This window comes from Synechococcus sp. SYN20 (assembly GCF_014279555.1).
In the GTDB taxonomy this organism is placed as follows: Bacteria; Cyanobacteriota; Cyanobacteriia; order PCC-6307; family Cyanobiaceae; genus Synechococcus_C.
Window position 1 is genome coordinate 2,530,928 of the sequence record NZ_CP047959.1, and the last position, 15,780, is coordinate 2,546,707.

General features: G+C 56.7%; 18 protein-coding genes. 5 read left to right on the forward strand and 13 right to left on the reverse strand.

All coding sequences use genetic code 11. The annotated features are described in order from the left end of the window. The first annotated feature begins 37 nt into the window (after positions 1 to 37). Positions 38 to 958 (forward strand): NAD(P)-dependent oxidoreductase, encoded by a 921-nt coding sequence (locus SynSYN20_RS13390; RefSeq protein WP_186524069.1) that lies wholly within the window; start codon positions 38 to 40, stop codon positions 956 to 958. Here the strand turns inward: SynSYN20_RS13390 and SynSYN20_RS13395 are convergent. Next, a complete protein-coding gene (locus SynSYN20_RS13395; protein WP_186524070.1) occupies positions 949 to 1,701 on the reverse strand; it encodes a hypothetical protein in 753 nt (250 codons plus the stop codon). The genes SynSYN20_RS13390 and SynSYN20_RS13395 overlap by 10 nt on opposite strands. Before the next feature lie 57 nt (positions 1,702 to 1,758). On the opposite strand from SynSYN20_RS13395, the gene SynSYN20_RS13400 reads away from it, so the two are divergent. Beyond that, entirely contained in the window at positions 1,759 to 2,844 is a 1,086-nt protein-coding gene (locus SynSYN20_RS13400; protein WP_186524071.1) for a glycosyltransferase, read from the forward strand. Here SynSYN20_RS13400 and SynSYN20_RS13405 read toward each other — a convergent pair. Continuing rightward, a complete protein-coding gene (locus tag SynSYN20_RS13405; protein ID WP_186525663.1) occupies positions 2,796 to 3,917 on the reverse strand; it encodes a histidinol-phosphate transaminase in 1,122 nt (373 codons plus the stop codon). The two genes, SynSYN20_RS13400 and SynSYN20_RS13405, sit on opposite strands and share 49 nt — an antisense overlap. Positions 3,918 to 3,925: 8 nt before the next feature. On the opposite strand from SynSYN20_RS13405, the gene SynSYN20_RS13410 reads away from it, so the two are divergent. Next, positions 3,926 to 4,831: a pentapeptide repeat-containing protein gene (locus tag SynSYN20_RS13410; protein ID WP_186524072.1), complete on the forward strand. Its 906-nt coding sequence runs from the start codon at positions 3,926 to 3,928 to the stop codon at positions 4,829 to 4,831. Between the two features lie 20 nt (positions 4,832 to 4,851). On the opposite strand, the gene SynSYN20_RS13415 is transcribed toward SynSYN20_RS13410, so the two are convergent. Next, positions 4,852 to 6,525, reverse strand: coding sequence for a type II secretion system protein GspD (locus SynSYN20_RS13415; protein WP_255476281.1), 1,674 nt, complete (start codon positions 6,523 to 6,525; stop codon positions 4,852 to 4,854). A 54-nt stretch (positions 6,526 to 6,579) separates the two neighbouring features. Here SynSYN20_RS13415 and SynSYN20_RS14565 point away from each other — a divergent pair, with 54 nt between their 5' ends. Continuing rightward, positions 6,580 to 7,086, forward strand: coding sequence for a hypothetical protein (locus tag SynSYN20_RS14565; protein ID WP_255476282.1), 507 nt, complete (start codon positions 6,580 to 6,582; stop codon positions 7,084 to 7,086). Positions 7,087 to 7,161: 75 nt separating this feature from the next. On the opposite strand, the gene SynSYN20_RS13420 is transcribed toward SynSYN20_RS14565, so the two are convergent. From SynSYN20_RS13420 to SynSYN20_RS13440, 5 genes are read right to left on the reverse strand one after another with little or no spacing between them, the layout of a single operon-like run. Next, positions 7,162 to 7,908: a hypothetical protein gene (locus tag SynSYN20_RS13420; protein ID WP_186524074.1), complete on the reverse strand. Its 747-nt coding sequence runs from the start codon at positions 7,906 to 7,908 to the stop codon at positions 7,162 to 7,164. Further along, positions 7,905 to 8,597 carry a PilN domain-containing protein gene (locus tag SynSYN20_RS13425; protein WP_186524075.1) on the reverse strand — a complete coding sequence of 231 codons (693 nt, stop codon included), beginning with the start codon at positions 8,595 to 8,597 and terminating at the stop codon, positions 7,905 to 7,907. Before SynSYN20_RS13425 ends, SynSYN20_RS13420 begins: the two co-directional genes overlap by 4 nt. Then, positions 8,594 to 9,493, reverse strand: coding sequence for a hypothetical protein (locus SynSYN20_RS13430; RefSeq protein WP_255476283.1), 900 nt, complete (start codon positions 9,491 to 9,493; stop codon positions 8,594 to 8,596). Before SynSYN20_RS13430 ends, SynSYN20_RS13425 begins: the two co-directional genes overlap by 4 nt. Before the next feature lie 47 nt (positions 9,494 to 9,540). Then, a complete protein-coding gene (locus tag SynSYN20_RS13435) occupies positions 9,541 to 10,719 on the reverse strand; it encodes a quinone-dependent dihydroorotate dehydrogenase (RefSeq protein ID WP_186525664.1) in 1,179 nt (392 codons plus the stop codon). A gap of 8 nt (positions 10,720 to 10,727) precedes the next feature. Continuing rightward, positions 10,728 to 11,513 carry a ribonuclease H gene (locus SynSYN20_RS13440; protein WP_186524076.1) on the reverse strand — a complete coding sequence of 262 codons (786 nt, stop codon included), beginning with the start codon at positions 11,511 to 11,513 and terminating at the stop codon, positions 10,728 to 10,730. Positions 11,514 to 11,575: 62 nt separating this feature from the next. On the opposite strand from SynSYN20_RS13440, the gene SynSYN20_RS13445 reads away from it, so the two are divergent. Further along, the gene (locus tag SynSYN20_RS13445; RefSeq protein WP_186524077.1) at positions 11,576 to 12,274 is read left to right on the forward strand and encodes a DUF3747 domain-containing protein; all 699 of its coding nucleotides are present in this window, start codon (positions 11,576 to 11,578) and stop codon (positions 12,272 to 12,274) included. 280 nt (positions 12,275 to 12,554) lie between these two features. On the opposite strand, the gene rplL is transcribed toward SynSYN20_RS13445, so the two are convergent. The 5 genes from rplL to nusG all read right to left on the reverse strand — a co-directional run bounded on the left by rplL (position 12,555) and on the right by nusG (position 15,729). Next, positions 12,555 to 12,941 (reverse strand): 50S ribosomal protein L7/L12, encoded by a 387-nt coding sequence (gene rplL, locus SynSYN20_RS13450; protein ID WP_186524078.1) that lies wholly within the window; start codon positions 12,939 to 12,941, stop codon positions 12,555 to 12,557. A 49-nt stretch (positions 12,942 to 12,990) separates the two neighbouring features. Beyond that, positions 12,991 to 13,518 carry a 50S ribosomal protein L10 gene (gene rplJ, locus SynSYN20_RS13455; protein WP_186516938.1) on the reverse strand — a complete coding sequence of 176 codons (528 nt, stop codon included), beginning with the start codon at positions 13,516 to 13,518 and terminating at the stop codon, positions 12,991 to 12,993. A gap of 224 nt (positions 13,519 to 13,742) precedes the next feature. Beyond that, positions 13,743 to 14,450 (reverse strand): 50S ribosomal protein L1, encoded by a 708-nt coding sequence (gene rplA / locus SynSYN20_RS13460; protein ID WP_186524079.1) that lies wholly within the window; start codon positions 14,448 to 14,450, stop codon positions 13,743 to 13,745. Between the two features lie 76 nt (positions 14,451 to 14,526). Beyond that, positions 14,527 to 14,952 carry a 50S ribosomal protein L11 gene (gene rplK, locus SynSYN20_RS13465; RefSeq protein ID WP_186524080.1) on the reverse strand — a complete coding sequence of 142 codons (426 nt, stop codon included), beginning with the start codon at positions 14,950 to 14,952 and terminating at the stop codon, positions 14,527 to 14,529. Between the two features lie 108 nt (positions 14,953 to 15,060). Continuing rightward, positions 15,061 to 15,729, reverse strand: a complete 669-nt coding sequence (nusG, locus tag SynSYN20_RS13470) for a transcription termination/antitermination protein NusG (RefSeq protein WP_186524081.1) — start codon at positions 15,727 to 15,729, stop codon at positions 15,061 to 15,063. Positions 15,730 to 15,780 lie beyond the last annotated feature (51 nt).

The following is a 15,780-nucleotide window of genomic DNA, read 5'->3' on the forward strand; positions in this document are numbered from 1 at the left end:
AATTGGGATCATCTTCATCGGATTGACCTCGTTCTTGATGCCCGGATCTCCGCTCATTGCTCCCGCCCAGCTGGCCGTGGTTGGGCTCGGCGCTCTGGGTCTGCCCATGGCGATCAACCTGCGCGAAGCCGGCTACAGGCTTCATGTGCACACCCGCAGTCGAAGCGCGGAGAGCGATCCCAGCCTGCTAGAGGGTGACTCCGCACCAGCGGCGGTCTGCTGCGATTCCCCCGCCGAAGCCGCCGGCGGCTGCCAGGCCCTGTTGCTTTGCGTCAGCGATGACGCCGCCGTGGAAGCGGTGCTCTGGGGAGATGGCGGAGCTGGTTATGCCCTCACACCAGGAAGCTTGGTGATCGATTGCTCCACGATCGCGCCAGCAACCGCGGAGGCGATGGCCAAGCGGCTGGCGGAACGCAACGTGCCCTACATCGATGCTCCTGTTACAGGCGGAACGGAGGGCGCTAAGGCCGGCACACTCACCGTGCTCTGTGGTGGCGAAACGAATGCACTCGAGCAGGCCCGTCCGCTCTTGGAGGTGATCGGTGGCTCGATCCATCACTTTGGGCCTGTTGGCAGCGGCCAACAGGTGAAAGCGGTGAACCAGGTTCTGGTGGCCGGGAGCTATGCCGTGGTCGCAGAAGCGATCGCCCTGGGGCAACATCTCCGGCTCCCCATGGAACAAGTTGTGGCGGCACTCGTTGGAGGCGCTGCCGGATCGTGGGCCCTGCAACATCGTTCATCGGCCATGCTTGCCGATCAATACCCGCTCGGCTTCAAGCTCTCGCTTCATCACAAGGATCTGAAGATCGCGCTGGAGGCCGCCAAGGAACAGCAGTTGGAACTCCCGATCACCCAACGCGTGCTGGAACAGGAATCGGAACTGATGCAACAGGGACTCGGGAACGCCGATGTATCCGCCCTAAGGCGCTGCTACCCAGCGAATCCCAATCAAGGCTGAAGCTGACCCTTGTCATCGACAACGCGCACCTGCTTGCTCACACTCACCACTCCCTCGGGATGAACCAACAGAGCAGCCCAGGTTTGGATGCCCGGCTTAAACGGAGCTTGAACAGACTTGAACAGGCCGCCGCCGCCGAGGGGCTGGAGCTGGATATCAGGGCTTTCCTGCCCCAACACCTGCTCAGGGGTGAGAGCGATCAAACCACCCGCCAACAGGGCATCACCCAAAGGCTTTTCCACCACCACATCCACGTCGTAGCGACTTCCGGTGAGGACGCTATCGGGGATGAGCAAACTGATCGGCAGTGACTCCTTGGCACTGGTCATCACCGATTGATCGCTCAGGATTTCCTGGTTGGTAATCAAGCCGCTCTTGGTGGTTACCGCGAGACGCTGATTGGCATAAAAGGAATAACTCAGGCCGTCCTGCTGGCGTCTGCCGCTCACACCGATCTGCATAGTCGAACGACCGTCTGATGTGGGAGTGCCTGGCCTCACCGACCAGTTGAGCTGAGGAAAACGGCTGCTGAACTGGCGATAACGCTCCTCCAAACCACCAAATTGCTCAGGGGTAAATAGAGACCTCAGCGCTGCAACATTGCCTTCCGATTGATTGAGGGCGACTTCCAAGCGCTCACTTAAATCAAACGGAGCCTCGGTCACAGCCCGACCGGTCAAGGGCAAAGCCAGGGCGGAGCCAACCAGCAATGACACCAACGAGGCACGGAGAGCCCGTGACATAAAGAGAACCCTTAATCCAACTAAGTTAGGGCGCTCTTTCTCATCCCGCTCGCGCTCATGCCACGGCTTCTGATTGCTGCCAGCGGCACCGGCGGGCACTTGTTTCCAGCCCTCTCCGTTGCGGATGCCCTGCCTGAACCATGGAGCGTGCGCTGGGTGGGCGTTCCCGACCGCCTGGAAACAAGCCTTGTCCCAGGCCGCTACCCGCTCTCCACCGTCAAAGCCGGTGGATTGCAAGGTCGCGGACTACGCAAACTCATCCAACTGATCCAATTGCTGGCCGCCAGCGGCGGCGTCCGCCGCCTGATCCAAAGGGAACGCATCGATGCTGTCTTCACCACAGGCGGATATATCGCTGCACCAGCAATCCTGGCGGCACGGTGGTGCGGCATCCCCGTGGTGCTGCATGAATCCAATGCCATTCCCGGCCGGGTCACACGCTTGCTCGGACGCTTTTGCACCCGCGTTGCCGTGGGGCTTGAGGCTGCCGCACCACGCATCCCCGGCTGCCGTGCGGTGGTGACTGGCACCCCGGTGCGAGCTGCTTTTCTCCAGCAACACGCCCTTCCGACGTGGGTTCCTCCGGGCAACGGCCCCTTGCTTCTGGTGATCGGCGGCAGCCAAGGCGCTCTGGGGCTGAATCGGATGACGCGCGTGATCTTTCCCTCCCTGCTCCATAGCGGCTGCCGCGTCGTGCATCTCACCGGCAGCAACGACCCTGATGTGGGTTGCATCGCACACCCCTTGCTGGTGGAGCGACCGTTCAGCGATGAGATTCCAGCCCTGCTCCAACACGCCGACCTCGCCATCAGCAGAGCCGGTGCCGGCAGCTTGAGCGAACTTGCTGTGAGCGGAACACCCACCGTGCTGGTGCCCTTCCCCCAAGCCGCCGATCGCCATCAAGACGCCAACGCTGTGTGTGCCGCCGCCGTCGCTGCTGCCGTGATCGTGCATCAGCACGACCCGAGCGAGACGACTCTTCGCGACACGGTTTGGCGCCTGCTCGGATCCAGACTTCAAGGAGGCGATTCAGGCGCTAATCCACTGCCCGAGATGGGGCAGGCGATGCGGGAGCTTGGCGTGGAAGATGCGGATCAAAAACTCGTGACCCTGCTCGAAGGCCTGGTGGCTGAAGCGCGCTGAAGCGCGCGAAGAATACGTTGATTCCCTCTTCGGTCTTGCAAACCAATGCGCAACCAACGCTCCCCCAACCCTTGGAAAGAACGGCAATCCCGAAGCAGAACGCCCTGACGCGCTAGCTGCTCGCGCAGCTCCAGCAAGGACTGCTCACCTTGGATCAGCAAATAATTAGCCGCCGAGGGGTAGGTCTGGAATCCAGGGATGGCATCAAGTTGGGCCCGAAACCAGGTGCCTTCCTGTTGCACCCACTGCTGAACGCGCCGTTGCCAACGCTGCAGGCCAACTGGGTCGTTCATCACAGCCACGCCAGCCGCAATCGCCAAGCCATTCACAGGCCAGGGATCTCTCCATCCCTGCCATCGCTGCAGACGATCGGGTGCCGCCACGGCATAGCCAAGACGCAAACCCGCAATCGCAAACAATTTCGTGAGACTGCGGATCACCACAAGATTGGGGTGGTCGTCCACCAAGGGCAGTAACGACTGCTCTTCCCCCCCTGGCACCAGGGGCAGGAAGGCCTCATCACAGATCACCAGCGCGTATTGAGCCAGCAAGGGTTCCAACGAAGCACGGCTCCAAAGCTGACCGGTGGGGTTGTGGGGATTGGTGATCCAGACCACATCAGTCGTTGCCTCGAGCGAGGCCAGCGGAAAGGGTTGCGGCCAGCCATCGCCACACGCCAATGGCAAAGGCAGCTCCTTTATCGCGCCACCCCAACAGGCCAAAGCGCGGGAATAGTCGGCAAATCCAGGCTGCGGGAGAGCATTGAGACCGATCGCGGTCGCATCGCGCGCCGCCCAGGTGAACAATTCCGCGGCCCCATTCCCTGCGAGCACCTGCTCAGGATCCAGTCCATGCCATGAGGCGATCGCAGAGCGCAAATCAGCCTGAGAGCGGTCGGGATAATCACGCAGGGATGGGCCCTGAATTGCAGCAGCAAGAGCTCTACGCAGCGCGCGAGGCGGACGAAATGGCACCAACGAGGCGCTGGCATCGAGCAACTGGGAGGGCTTCATCCCCAGCCGCCGGGCTTCCTGGCTGAGATTGCCTCCATGGGGAGGAAGGCCGTTGCTCACGCCGACTGATGCTGGATTCACCCATCCTGCCCAGCCGTCCTTCAAGTGATGGTCGACGAAGACCAAGAAGACCGATACAACGCAGTACAACCAAACAAGCCCACGTGTTGAATCCGTCTCGCTGGATGCCCTTGCTGGGTGTATTGCTGATCGCCAGCCCGATGCAAGCGGAAAGCATGGATGACCTCATCAAGGTTCTCCAGGACGGCGAGTGCAGCAACTGCCGCCTGGCCGATGCCGACCTTGTGCATGCGGACTTACGCGATGTCGACCTACGGGATGCGCGCTTGCAGCGAGCCAATCTCGGTGAAGCCCAATTGGATGGTGCTGACTTACGCGGAGCCAATCTCAGTTTCACCAGCTTGCGTGGGGCCTCCCTCCGTGGCGCCAATCTCGAAGGCAGCATCCTTCATGGCACCGACCTGCGCGATGCCGATCTTCGTGGCGCTCGTCTGAGCCCTAATGCTCTAGAAGAAGCGCATTGGCAAGGCGCCACAGGCATTAGTCGAGGCATTCAAAGCCACGCCTCGCTGCACAATGCTGGCGTCGAAGCCACACAATCAGGTCGGTGGTCCGAAGCTGAAAGGCTCTTCGGCGCCGCAATCCTGAGCTCCCCTCAAGAGCCATTGAGCTGGGTCGCTAGAGGCATCAGTCGCAGCGAATTAGCCAAGGACGATCTAGCTGCACAAGATTTTCAATATGCAAGTGGACTATTTAAAAATGGCGGAAATCAAAAAGTTGCGAATCAACTTAAAACAGCAGCTGAAATGGTTCAGACACGTCGAACGAAAGCTCAGAAGAAATCCGAAGGGAAAGGCTGGGGCGGGAAATTATTAGGCGGCTTAACTGCAACCGCTCAAGCCCTAGCACCGCTTGCAATGAAAGCGCTAATTCCACTAGGAATTGGCTTTTGAGACGAGTTGACTTGAGTCATCTAAAATCTATCAACTGACATAAGCTGTCTAGCTGCTGGAAGAGACGGCCTGTAGCCATAACCATACTTACCCCCCTGCTCATCGTTAATTATTTTAGGAGTAACCAAAACAACAAGCTCTCTCTTAGCCCGATCTCCAGCCGATTCACGAAAGAATTGACCTATCAGTGGAAGGTCTCCTAAAATAGGCCATTTTCGAACTTGTTGAGCATCACGGTCTGAGATAACTCCTGTCAAAACAAGTGTTTGGCCGTCGCGAACCCTTAAAGAACCAGTATCAAGCCTACGGACACTTAATATACTCCGAGGACCACAACCCTCAACATTCTGCGTCCCAGTAACTGCAGCAATCGTGGGAGATAAACTAAAACTAACAAATCCATTATCGTCGATTTTAGATACTCGAGCACCAAATGTTAAGCCAGCGGTTCCAAGAATAGGCTGGCAAGAATTAGGCGCACCATTCTGGCCCGCACTAACAGAATAATTGACAGTTTCCTGAGTCCCTACAGTCACAAAAGACTCATTTGCCTTGGACCTTCCAATTGTTGCAGTCTGCAATGCAGAATCACCAACACTAGTAGCCACATCGGCACCACCAGAAATCTCTACGGGATTTTCACTTAAAATCAAAGTAGGCGACGCTAAAGTCTTAGTGCTGCTTGACACAATAATAGAGCGTATTAAATTTAATAAATTATCTTTGGGGAATACATTTCCAGGATTGATTCGGCTGGGGGTAGGACTGGGGGGAATCAGGCGATCAGCGATTTGCGCATCACGCCCAGATACAACCTCCCTCTGAAACTTGCCGCTTTCAGCTCCTCCAGCGATTGCATCGAAATTAGAATTGTTAGGAGGCAGCAAATTACCAAAAGCCCCAACAAGCTCACCTCTATCGCTGAGAATAAAATTGTTGCCATAGCGAAACGCAAAACTATTTGAAATCGTGGCATCGTTATCCAAAGAAACATCCAAAATCCGAACCGACAATGCAACCTGCCTTTGACGCAAATCTATTTGCCTCAAATACCCCTCAGCAACCTTCACCAAGCGAGAATCTCCGATCAAGGTAATTGTTTGAAGCCTTGAATCAGTCGTACCAATCAAACCAACCAAAGGACCTTGACCTGAAGAATAAGAACGTATCTCAATCTGCTCAGAAGCGTTAGCCATGCTGTTGACAACATCGCCAGACGCCTCCTCAAGAACAGAGGTAGTTTTCAAAGGAACAGGCTCTTGAATACTTGCACCCAAGCTCCCCAGATATTTCGCCGCAGAGACTGCCGAAGATTGATTGAGTCGATAAACCTTGGACATCTGAGGACCGAATGTCTTGTCGGAAACTTTTGATCCAACGATGAGAGTACGACCATCCAATTTTCCCTGCAAACCAGAAGCAAGCAGAACTCCATTGAGAGCTCTTGCATAGGACTCGTTCTGAAAAGCAATAGAAACAGGTGGATTACTTACCTCAGCTGAAACAACACCAACGCTGCGACTATCGCTTGTACCACCACCTGGTTTACCGACAAACACGAAGCCATAGCCCCCTAAACGAGCTAACGCCATCAGCGCATCTTTCGCAGGCGCATTATTAAGAGTCAGGGTGACTGGCGGCCCCCCCACATTCACGAAACTGCTGTTCTGCAACACCATCGTCCCCACTGCCATATCTCCCAGGGATGGTGCAACTGCGCGCGGGCGAAGAGGGGGGGCGTACTGCGTTTGAAGGACACGCCCCGGTGTATTCAGATTGAGGCGGCCCGTTTGCAGGGTGGGAGCAGCAACCAAACCTGGAAACTTGAGGATGAGATCACGCCCATTGGCACTCACCACAGGATCTTGAAGGGGCCTACCTGGACTCGGCGTGACCTTCAACGCATAGGAGCTGCCGCTCCCGGCCAACGTGGCGGACTGAATCCCAGAGACTGGATCCGTAAGCCGCACCTGACCATTACGAACCCCAGGCGCCCCTTGGGTCCTCAAACTCCCCTCCCAGACCTGACCGTTCAGGCGCTGCTGCAGAACGGGCTGATCTCCAACTCCTTCAATGACAAGTTCCATGCCTTCGCTGCCACGACGCAAGCGCAAGTTCATAGAGCCCTGGCTCTGAGCTCTGATCGCCCCAACCTCTCCAAGCCCAAACAGCACATCGCATTCAGCGAGCGCAAGGCTGCCAATCAACGCCAAAGGAATCAGCCGGGAGGGTCTCGAGGGCATGCCCACGCCTGATTCACAAAAACTATGTGCTGATGGTATCGAGCGAAACGCTGAGGAGCCAGCCCTAAAACACAGCATTGAGACGATTCAGGATGGCGCCCTGACCTTGGACTCAAGCGCGGATTCCATGGTTTCTTTCGCCTCAGGATCCCCATGAGTTGTCTTATCAAAAAAGCTCAACCTGAGCTTGAGCTCGGTCAAAGCTGGGCCCTCAGGGACCCCTTCCGCATTGGTCTGTAGAGGAACCGCCTTGAGCTCAAGGTCACTGGGCTGAACCAGGAGTTCCAGTGCCTCCATGGCACGCAAGAACTGCAGCACCCCTACGTAGGGTCCACGCACCTGCAGTAGCACCGCCGTTTTCTCATAGCCCCTCATCTCTGGAGGGGCTTTGGCATTGCCCTCGCCTTCTTCGGCCTGATTCTTGCTTCCTTGCTCGGGAGGATCCGTTACAACAGGGGTCGCTGCAGCGGGCTCATAGCGTTCGATCACTACACCAGTCTCAGCCGCCGTACGACTCAGCTGGGTGAGAAAGGTCTCGATCTCGCCGCGACCCGCCACCAAGTTCACCACCAGAGCTTGCTGTTGTTGGGCCAACACAAGCTTTTGTTGCTCTTGCTTGACCCGAGCGGCAATCAAGACAAGTGACTGCTGCTGCACTTTGAGCTCAGCGATCCGACGCGTCCGCTCCCCTGATGCCAGCCAATGGGGAAATCCGGCAATCGCAAACAAACCAGCACCGATCAGCACACCAACGAGGATTGGGGCGCCGACCAACACCCGCTGACGGGTGAAGTAGTTCTGCCAAGGGCTGCCTGTTCCACTCAAGTTCGTCATAACTTCACACCACGCTGTTCGATCAGGCGGTAGCGCTCTGCCAAGCCGATCGCTCCCAGCTCCTGAAGTTGAATCAGGGATAGGCGCACCTTTGGATTCAGCGCCCACTCCACACTGAAGGTCACAGCCGGATCATCCCCATCCTCCCTCGTGATCTTGATTACCTTGACGCCCTGTTCTCGGGTAATTGGTAGTTGAGACAGGGAGAGCACAAGCGCATTAATACGTTCCAAAGGGCCTGGAGTATTTCCAATTTGTACCCGGCCTAGCAATTTGATTTGCGCCTCACCAACCAAGAGCTCCTGCAATTGAATGCCCTCAGGCGTGATTCGTCTGAGTTGCTCCAACAGAGGAGATCCACCGCGGAAAGCCACCAGCTGTTGCGCGAACACATCGGTTTTCTTATTCACCGCGGCGGTATTAGTCCTCAGCCGCCGCAACTTTGCTTCTGCAGCAGTGACACGTTGTGCGACCGGCTCAAGCAACTCCAGCTGCTGCTGTTGCTGCTGTCCCCGCCAGTTCACAGCTGCGGTGATGGCGCAACTCACTAACAACACAGCCCCACCCAGCAACGCACCTCGACGCAACAAAAGGCGGGTGGGAACAAAAGGGGCGGGCTGAGCAGGCAAGCCCAACTCGATGCGCCGCTCCCGGAGCAAATCAACGGGGGCTTCTGCAGGTTCCCTCACGGCTTGCTCTCCGCGGGAGGAGCCTTCAATGCCAGCTGAAGCAGTGACATCTCACCATCGGAAACAAGCGGGCCATGGAGACCAGCACCATGACCTTCCGCCCAACGTCCCTTCCAGCTTGGCCCAGCCGTAATCCACCAGCTGCGCCTTGCACCAGCCTGCCGTTGTTTCTGGTCCCATGCATCGAGAAGGAACAGCACCTCATCTCTGACGGACGGGAGCTGCGTGGCTTGCAACACAACATCCAGTTCAGGCAGTCCTTCGCACAGCAACACAAGACGCCAAATCCTTTCGGACTCAATCAACCAAACCCACTCTCCCTCAAGTGATGCGTTGAGAGCATGCAGTGCTCGCCAAGCAGTAACCAACAGCCACTCCGCTTGGCAGAGATTGAGATCTGCTAACGCCACCGTGTCGATCCAGGCCTGCAGGATCAAACGATCGGCGCCCACCACCATCGCCATATCCCTGTCGTTCAATGCGGTCAAAGCGACATAGGACTTTTGCCATTGCAGCGGCCAGGTCATCTCGGGCGCAAGCGTTCGCAAGGAGGTGGCATCATCAAAGCCAGCAGCACCCTCCAGCAGTCGCCAATCGCAACTCGGCAGAGGCAGCAAAAGGTCCAACTCCACAGACACAGATGGAATGTCCTGTTCGATCAGCAGATCCGCAACCATCTCAGCAAGCACCTCGCGTTGAAGCGGCACTCCTCCCTGACAAAGATCCGGAGGAAGATCGGTCGTGATGATGCGCTGCTCACCCTGTTCCCACCACGCCAAACTCAGAACCCGATCGGAAGCAGCAAGAACGACACGCCGCCGAGTGAGCAGGCCGGTGATCTGAACCAGCAGGCCATCGAAGGCAGGGAAGCGATCACGCAGATCAGCCAGCTCCAAGTTTTACTCCTCGATGCGTCATAAAGGCTGTGCAGGAAGCGTATCGACTACTTCCAGGGCGCGCCGCTTCCGATCGCCTCACTCAGATGGCGAAAGCCATGGAGATCGAGCTGCCTGATCAAACCCTCCAGGATGCGCGGAACCAAATCGGGACCTTCAAAAATCCAACCGGTGTAGAGCTGCACGAGGGAAGCGCCAGCAGCAATGCGTTCCCAGGCTGCCTCGGCCGATGAGATTCCCCCCACTCCAATCAACGGCAACGCCGGACCGGCGCTGGCACGCAGTCGCCGAATCACCTCTACAGCGCGATGACGCAGAGGATCACCGCTGAGGCCACCCGCCTCTTCCGCAAGGGTTCGGCCGGTCTGCACGATCAATCGCTGTCCCAAACCGAGTCGATCCAGACTGGTATTCACAGCGATGACGCCAGCCAAGCCCTCCTCGTAAGCCAATCGAGCGATGCCATCAATGGCATCATCCTCAAGATCCGGCGCGATCTTCACCAGCAGAGGCGGGCAAGCTGGCAGCCGCCGTAACCGCTCAACCAACCGACGCAACTGCGTTGAATCCTGCAGATCTCGCAAGCCAGGGGTATTGGGAGAGCTCACATTGATCACGGCATAGTCCGCCATGGGCGCAAGACATTCCAAGGACGCGGCGTAGTCATCAGGGGCCTGATCCAAAGGCGTGAGTTTCGACTTCCCAAAATTGATCCCAAGCACCGCCGGACGATGGCCTGGCGCCGGCAACGCCTGCCGCTCAAGGGTGAGTTGCATCGCCTCAGCACCATTGTTGTTGAACCCCATTCGGTTGAGAGCAGCCCGTTCCGCCGCTAAACGAAACAGGCGGGGCCTGGGGTTGCCTGGTTGACCATGCCAAGTGACGGTGCCCACTTCGGCAAATCCGAACCCAAAGCAATCCCACACCCCAGCTGCAACGCCATTTTTATCGAACCCCGCCGCCAAACCCACTGGATTGCTGAAACGACAGCCAAACAGAACTTGCTCGAGTCGCAGATCCCGACGCTGAAGCTCCGTGGTCACACCATCCAGCACGGAGGAGATCCCAGGCCAACGACGGCGCAAGCTCACCTGAGCGAGAGCCTGCAACGCCGTTTGGCTGAGCTTTTCGGCATCCACCCCATCATCCCGGGACAATTGCGGGCCCAACCAGCGCCGATAAAAACCAGCGGTGGATAACACCCCGGGGGATGACGCATCAGCCATCTGGACTCCTAGGTCTGTTTCGATCCTGACGGATCGCGTCGCAACCGCCAACGATCAGTCTCCACAGGCTCCACCAGCCAGTCACGCCATCGCCAAGAACCTTGACGTTCTGCCAGACGATTGAGGGGCTGCTCCACCAACTGAGCCAACTCCACAGCCGATAACGCATACCCTCCGGATGCCAAGCGATCAGCCAATTCCATGCGTGTGAGGAGCTTCTGCAGGGACACCGGTGCGGCGTCCACCAGGAGCTCAGGTTGAGAAGCTGAACGTTGGGCAGCTGAACCTGTTGCCCCTGAGCTTTTTGCCGCGGAAGAGGGAGGAGAGTGCTTCCGTCCTTTGGAGTAACCCACCGCAATTTGATCCACCCTGTCGTTGTCCGGGTCTCCGCTGTGACCTTTCACATAGCTGAGCGGCACCTCAGCAAGCCGAGCCTGATCCAGCGCCTGCCAAAGATCCTGATTGAGCACTGGCTTGCCTGCCGCAGTGCGCCAGCCCTTGCGCTTCCAACCGGCCATCCAACTGCCGAGTCCGTCGATCAAATATTTGCTATCGGTGCGCAGGGTGAGATCCGGATGAAGGGGCAATTCAGCCAAGCGTTGCAAGGTGGCAAGCGCCGCCTGTAACTCCATACGGTTGTTGGTCGTCGCCGGATCCGCACCGCCAAATTCCTCCACGCTGCCGTCTTCGAAACGAATCAACGCACCCCAACCGCCTGGGCCTGGATTACCGCTACAGGCACCATCGGTGGCTGCAGCCACGACGCGACCACGTCCATCAGGTCCATCAGCCATTGATTCCACCACCGGATGTTCGGTACAACAGGTTGTTGTTCTCCAATTTGGAGCCCCCGTTTATGCGGCGAACCTACCTCCGGCGGCTCCTTCTGAGCGGAACAGCAGTGATGTTGGCGGCCAGTTCCTCTGCGCTGCCTGGGTGGACCCGTTCGCTGTTTGACAGCAAGCCCCTCAATCAAGACCAGTTTGCGATCCTGGCCCGTGCCGTTGGCCGAGACGGTTGGAAACTCTTGGTCCTTGAGCAGATCAAAGCCCGTCCACTTTGTTGGAAAGATCAAGCTGATGGATTGGTTGAACCATCGCTGAACAGCTTTGATTTCACGGGAATTTGCAGCCGATATCTCGACAGCAATGGCTACTCACTGCGAACGGCAGGAGAAGACACAAAAAAATCCGTTCGCTTACGGCTGCGACAAGGGCGCAATGGACTCGAACTTCACGCATTAGACCCCAACCGCAACACCGCCCTTGTGGTGGCCACGGCCAGACAAGCCAGACGCAACAAAAATGCTTTCGTTAAGCTCAAACTGGAGCCGGGTTGGCAACTTGAGCGTCGGGCCTATCAAGGGCGAACCCTGAGCCACGTGTATTTCGCCAACAGTGACTCGTTAAATCAATTAATAGCGAAGGCCTCAAAGCGTCCCAGCCGTTCGGTGCGGATGTCGATAGTGGCCCAAGCACCAAGGGCACCAAGACCACCATCTACGTATGCCGGCAAAGGGCCCATCCCGCTCGAAGTCATTCCATTCCGCCCCTGAACAAAGCATTGAGGACAGTTGGATGAGCGACAACCTGCAATCACTCCAGCCAAACAATTCTGCCTAAGTTCATTTTGTGAGGAGTGCTGTACGCCTCTTCAGGGTCGAAACAAGGAAAGACTCCTGAATGCGTTGTTCTTAAAAAGCCTTGCCTTTGGCAGGGTTTTTTTATTGGCGAACAGCAGCCCGCGTTACGCCATAAAAAAGCCGGCTTAAGAAGCCGGCTCGGGAGGATGGATTGAGTGGAGCGCTGATGCTTAAAAGCAGGAGCTCCAACAGATCACTTGATGGTGACCTTGCCACCCACCTCTTCGATGGCCTTTTTCAAGGCTTCAGCGTCATCCTTGGAGACACCTTCCTTGATGGCCTTTGGAGCAGCCTCGACCATGGCCTTGGCATCGCCCAGGCCGAGACCTGTGGCTTCGCGAACAGCCTTGAGCACTTTGATCTTGGCGGCAGCATCAAAGCTTTCCAGCACAACATCAAATTCGGTCTTCTCTTCAGCCGCTTCACCACCACCAGCAGCGCCAGGAGCAGCCATCACTACACCAGCAGATGCAGCAGCGGACACACCAAAAGCATCCTCAATTTGCTTGACAAGCTCGGAAGCTTCAAGCAGTGAGAGTGTTTTCAGTGATTCAAGAATTTCGTCGGTTTTTGCAGACATGATTGGGAATCAGCAACAGATCAGGAAAAAAAAGTGAGGTCGAAGACGTTCAGCTTTCGCCGCTATCGGCGTGCTGCTTGAGCGCTCTTGCAAGACCGGAGGGAACCTCGTTGACACCCACAGCAACCTTGGTGGTAACTGCGTTGATGGCGCCTGCGATCTGGGCCATGAGCACTTCCTTGGAAGGAAGCTCCCCAATAGCTTTGATCTCGTCCTGAGACAGAAGCTTGCCTTCAAAAAGGCCGCCCTTGGTCTCGGATTTTTTCGTCTCTTTCTGGAAAGCTTGAACAGCTTTACAAGCACCGCCAACATCACCCTTGATGAGGATGAAAGCGTTGGTGCCACTCAGAAGAGAGTCGAGGCTTGACCAGACACTGTCGCCATCAATGGCACGACGCATCAAGGTGTTTTTAGTCACCTTGCAAACGCCGTTGCTGGCCTGCAGACGAGTCCGCAAATCAGACATTTCCTTGATGGAGAGGCCCTGATAATCCAGGACTAGTGCCATTTCGGCCTCGCCAAGAAGCTGTTTAAGCTCCTCGACGATCTGTTGCTTGCTCTCCAGAGTGCGGCCCATAGGGATTAGATCGGAGGAACAAGCTGGACACGCGGACGTTCAGTGCTCCCGAGGGAGACGAGGCCGCGTGTCGATCCAACCCAATGGGAAAAAATCGTCGCATTTTCCTCGGCAGGGCTTATGAAACATGCTCAACGCTGTTGAGATGGAACAACCTGCTGTCTTAGGCCGGGCGCGTGCCCGTGGACTGGCTATTGCCAGTCCACAAATTTACATCACTGTGTTCAAGCTTCCTGCTCGATGTCCTGAAGCAAAGCGATATCAACTTCGACAGAAGGTCCCATCGTGGATGTGACATACAAACTTTTCCAGTAACGACCTTTAGCGCCACTGGGCTTGTTGCGATCAATGGTTTCCTGCAAGGTCTTGAGGTTTTCCAACAAGGCCTCAGCCGTGAAACTTGCTTTGCCAAAGCGGACGTGAACAATTCCGGTGCGATCAGCACGGAATTCAAGCTTGCCTGCCTTGAATTCCTGAATCGCTCCAGCCAAATCGGTGGTAACCGTTCCGGCTTTGGGATTAGGCATCAAGCCCCGTGGACCAAGAACACGACCCAATTTGGCCACCTTCGGCATCATGTCCGGGGTCGCGATCAGAAGGTCGAAATTCATTTCACCCTTGGAGATGGCCTCAACAAGGTCCTCATCACCAGAAAGCTCAGCGCCGGCGGCCTTGGCCTCAGCAACTTTTTCACCGCGGGTGATCACCGCGATACGAACGGTCTGACCTGTTCCCTGAGGAAGCGCAACCGTCGTCCGCAGTTGCTGGTCGGTGTATTTGGGATCGATACCAAGGCGCACATGCGCCTCCATGGTTTCGTCAAATTTGGCGTTGGCGTTCTCTTTCACCAACTGAATGGCTTCAAGAGGCTGATAGGCACGGTCCTCGATTTTGGTAACGAGGCTGGCCAGGCGTTTGGAAAGTTTTGGCATGTCAGGTGTGGGGTTCAAGCGGCACTGAGGCCTCCCCCGAAATCAGTGAACGGAACAAACAACGAACGCAATGCGTTCAGTCGCTAACGGCAACACCCATGTTGCGGGCGGTGCCTTCAATGATGCGCATTGCCGACTCAACGCTGGAGCAGTTGAGGTCGGGAAGCTTGGTCTTGGCAATCTCCTCAAGTTGGGAGCGATTGATGGAGCCAACACTGCCCTTAGCGGACTCACCGGAACCCTTTTGAATTCCAGCGGCCTTGGTAATCAGAACCGAGGCAGGCGGAGTTTTGGTGATAAAGGTGAAACTGCGGTCTTCGAAAACCGAAATTTCAACCGGAATCACATATCCGGCCTTGTCCTGGGTGCGAGCGTTGTACTCCTTGCAGAACGCCATGATGTTGACCCCGTGCTGACCGAGGGCAGGACCCACCGGCGGTGCGGGGTTGGCTTTGCCGGCCTGAAGGGCCAGCTTGATCACAGCTACGACTTTCTTGGCCATCGGCAAGCGGAGTTAAACATCTGCGGATCACCGACCCCGAAGGGCGGTGCGGCGAAATGGCGAACCATCTCTAAGGCCGTCCTCCGCAGGAAACGGCCGCCGAATCAATCAGTTCTGTTTACTGATTTGAGAGAACTCAAGTTCAACTGGAGTTTCTCGACCAAAGATCGACAACAACGCTTTTAGCTTGCTGCGTTCTCCGGACACCTCGATGACCTCGCCTTGGAAGTCTTTGAACGGACCAGCGGTCACAAGAATTTGATCGCCCTCTGCGAGATCGACTTTGACAACCGTCTTCTTCTCGGCGGCGCGCTTGAAAATCCGATCCACCTCCTGACGACTGAGGGGACGGGGCTTGATATGACCCCGGGCCTTGCCGGTGGCACGACGGTCTTCCGCACCAACAAAATTGATGACGTTTGGCGTGCTTCTCACCGCCATCATCGTGTCTTCATCAAGGACCATCCGGACCAACACGTAACCCGGGAAAACTTTCTCCTCGGTGGATTGACGACTGCCGTCTTTTTTAACTTTGATCGCCGGTGTCTCAGGAATCTCGATTTCAAGGATGCGAGTACTCACCCCCAGCGTCACGGCGCGCTGCTCAAGGGTGGCCTTGACCTTTTTCTCACAGCTTGAGGCCACCTGTACCGCGTACCAACGGGCAACGGATGTACGTGCAGGCATCGACTCAAGCGTGCCGTCCTCTCCCTCATTGGGCGCTGGCAGATCAAGCACCTCGGTGCTCTCCTGCTGGGTGGTTTCGAGGTCAGACACGGATGCGGACGAACAATTGGGACAAAGGCGATCTGTTGCAAAAGCAACAGA

Bases quoted from the DNA above. Each gene is read 5' to 3' on its own strand.
- SynSYN20_RS13440 (WP_186524076.1), bottom strand. From the start codon at position 11,513: ATGGCTGATGGACCTGATGGACGTGGTCGCGTCGTGGCTGCAGCCACC.
- SynSYN20_RS13390 (WP_186524069.1), top strand. From the start codon at position 38: ATGCCCGGATCTCCGCTCATTGCTCCCGCCCAGCTGGCCGTGGTTGGG.
- SynSYN20_RS13415 (WP_255476281.1), bottom strand. From the start codon at position 6,525: ATGGCAGTGGGGACGATGGTGTTGCAGAACAGCAGTTTCGTGAATGTG.
- SynSYN20_RS13435 (WP_186525664.1), bottom strand. From the start codon at position 10,719: ATGGCTGATGCGTCATCCCCCGGGGTGTTATCCACCGCTGGTTTTTAT.
- SynSYN20_RS13400 (WP_186524071.1), top strand. From the start codon at position 1,759: ATGCCACGGCTTCTGATTGCTGCCAGCGGCACCGGCGGGCACTTGTTT.
- SynSYN20_RS13420 (WP_186524074.1), bottom strand. From the start codon at position 7,908: ATGACGAACTTGAGTGGAACAGGCAGCCCTTGGCAGAACTACTTCACC.
- SynSYN20_RS13410 (WP_186524072.1), top strand. From the start codon at position 3,926: ATGCTGGATTCACCCATCCTGCCCAGCCGTCCTTCAAGTGATGGTCGA.
- rplK (WP_186524080.1), bottom strand. From the start codon at position 14,952: ATGGCCAAGAAAGTCGTAGCTGTGATCAAGCTGGCCCTTCAGGCCGGC.
- rplJ (WP_186516938.1), bottom strand. From the start codon at position 13,518: ATGGGCCGCACTCTGGAGAGCAAGCAACAGATCGTCGAGGAGCTTAAA.
- SynSYN20_RS13445 (WP_186524077.1), top strand. From the start codon at position 11,576: ATGCGGCGAACCTACCTCCGGCGGCTCCTTCTGAGCGGAACAGCAGTG.
- rplA (WP_186524079.1), bottom strand. From the start codon at position 14,450: ATGCCAAAACTTTCCAAACGCCTGGCCAGCCTCGTTACCAAAATCGAG.
- rplL (WP_186524078.1), bottom strand. From the start codon at position 12,941: ATGTCTGCAAAAACCGACGAAATTCTTGAATCACTGAAAACACTCTCA.
- SynSYN20_RS13395 (WP_186524070.1), bottom strand. From the start codon at position 1,701: ATGTCACGGGCTCTCCGTGCCTCGTTGGTGTCATTGCTGGTTGGCTCC.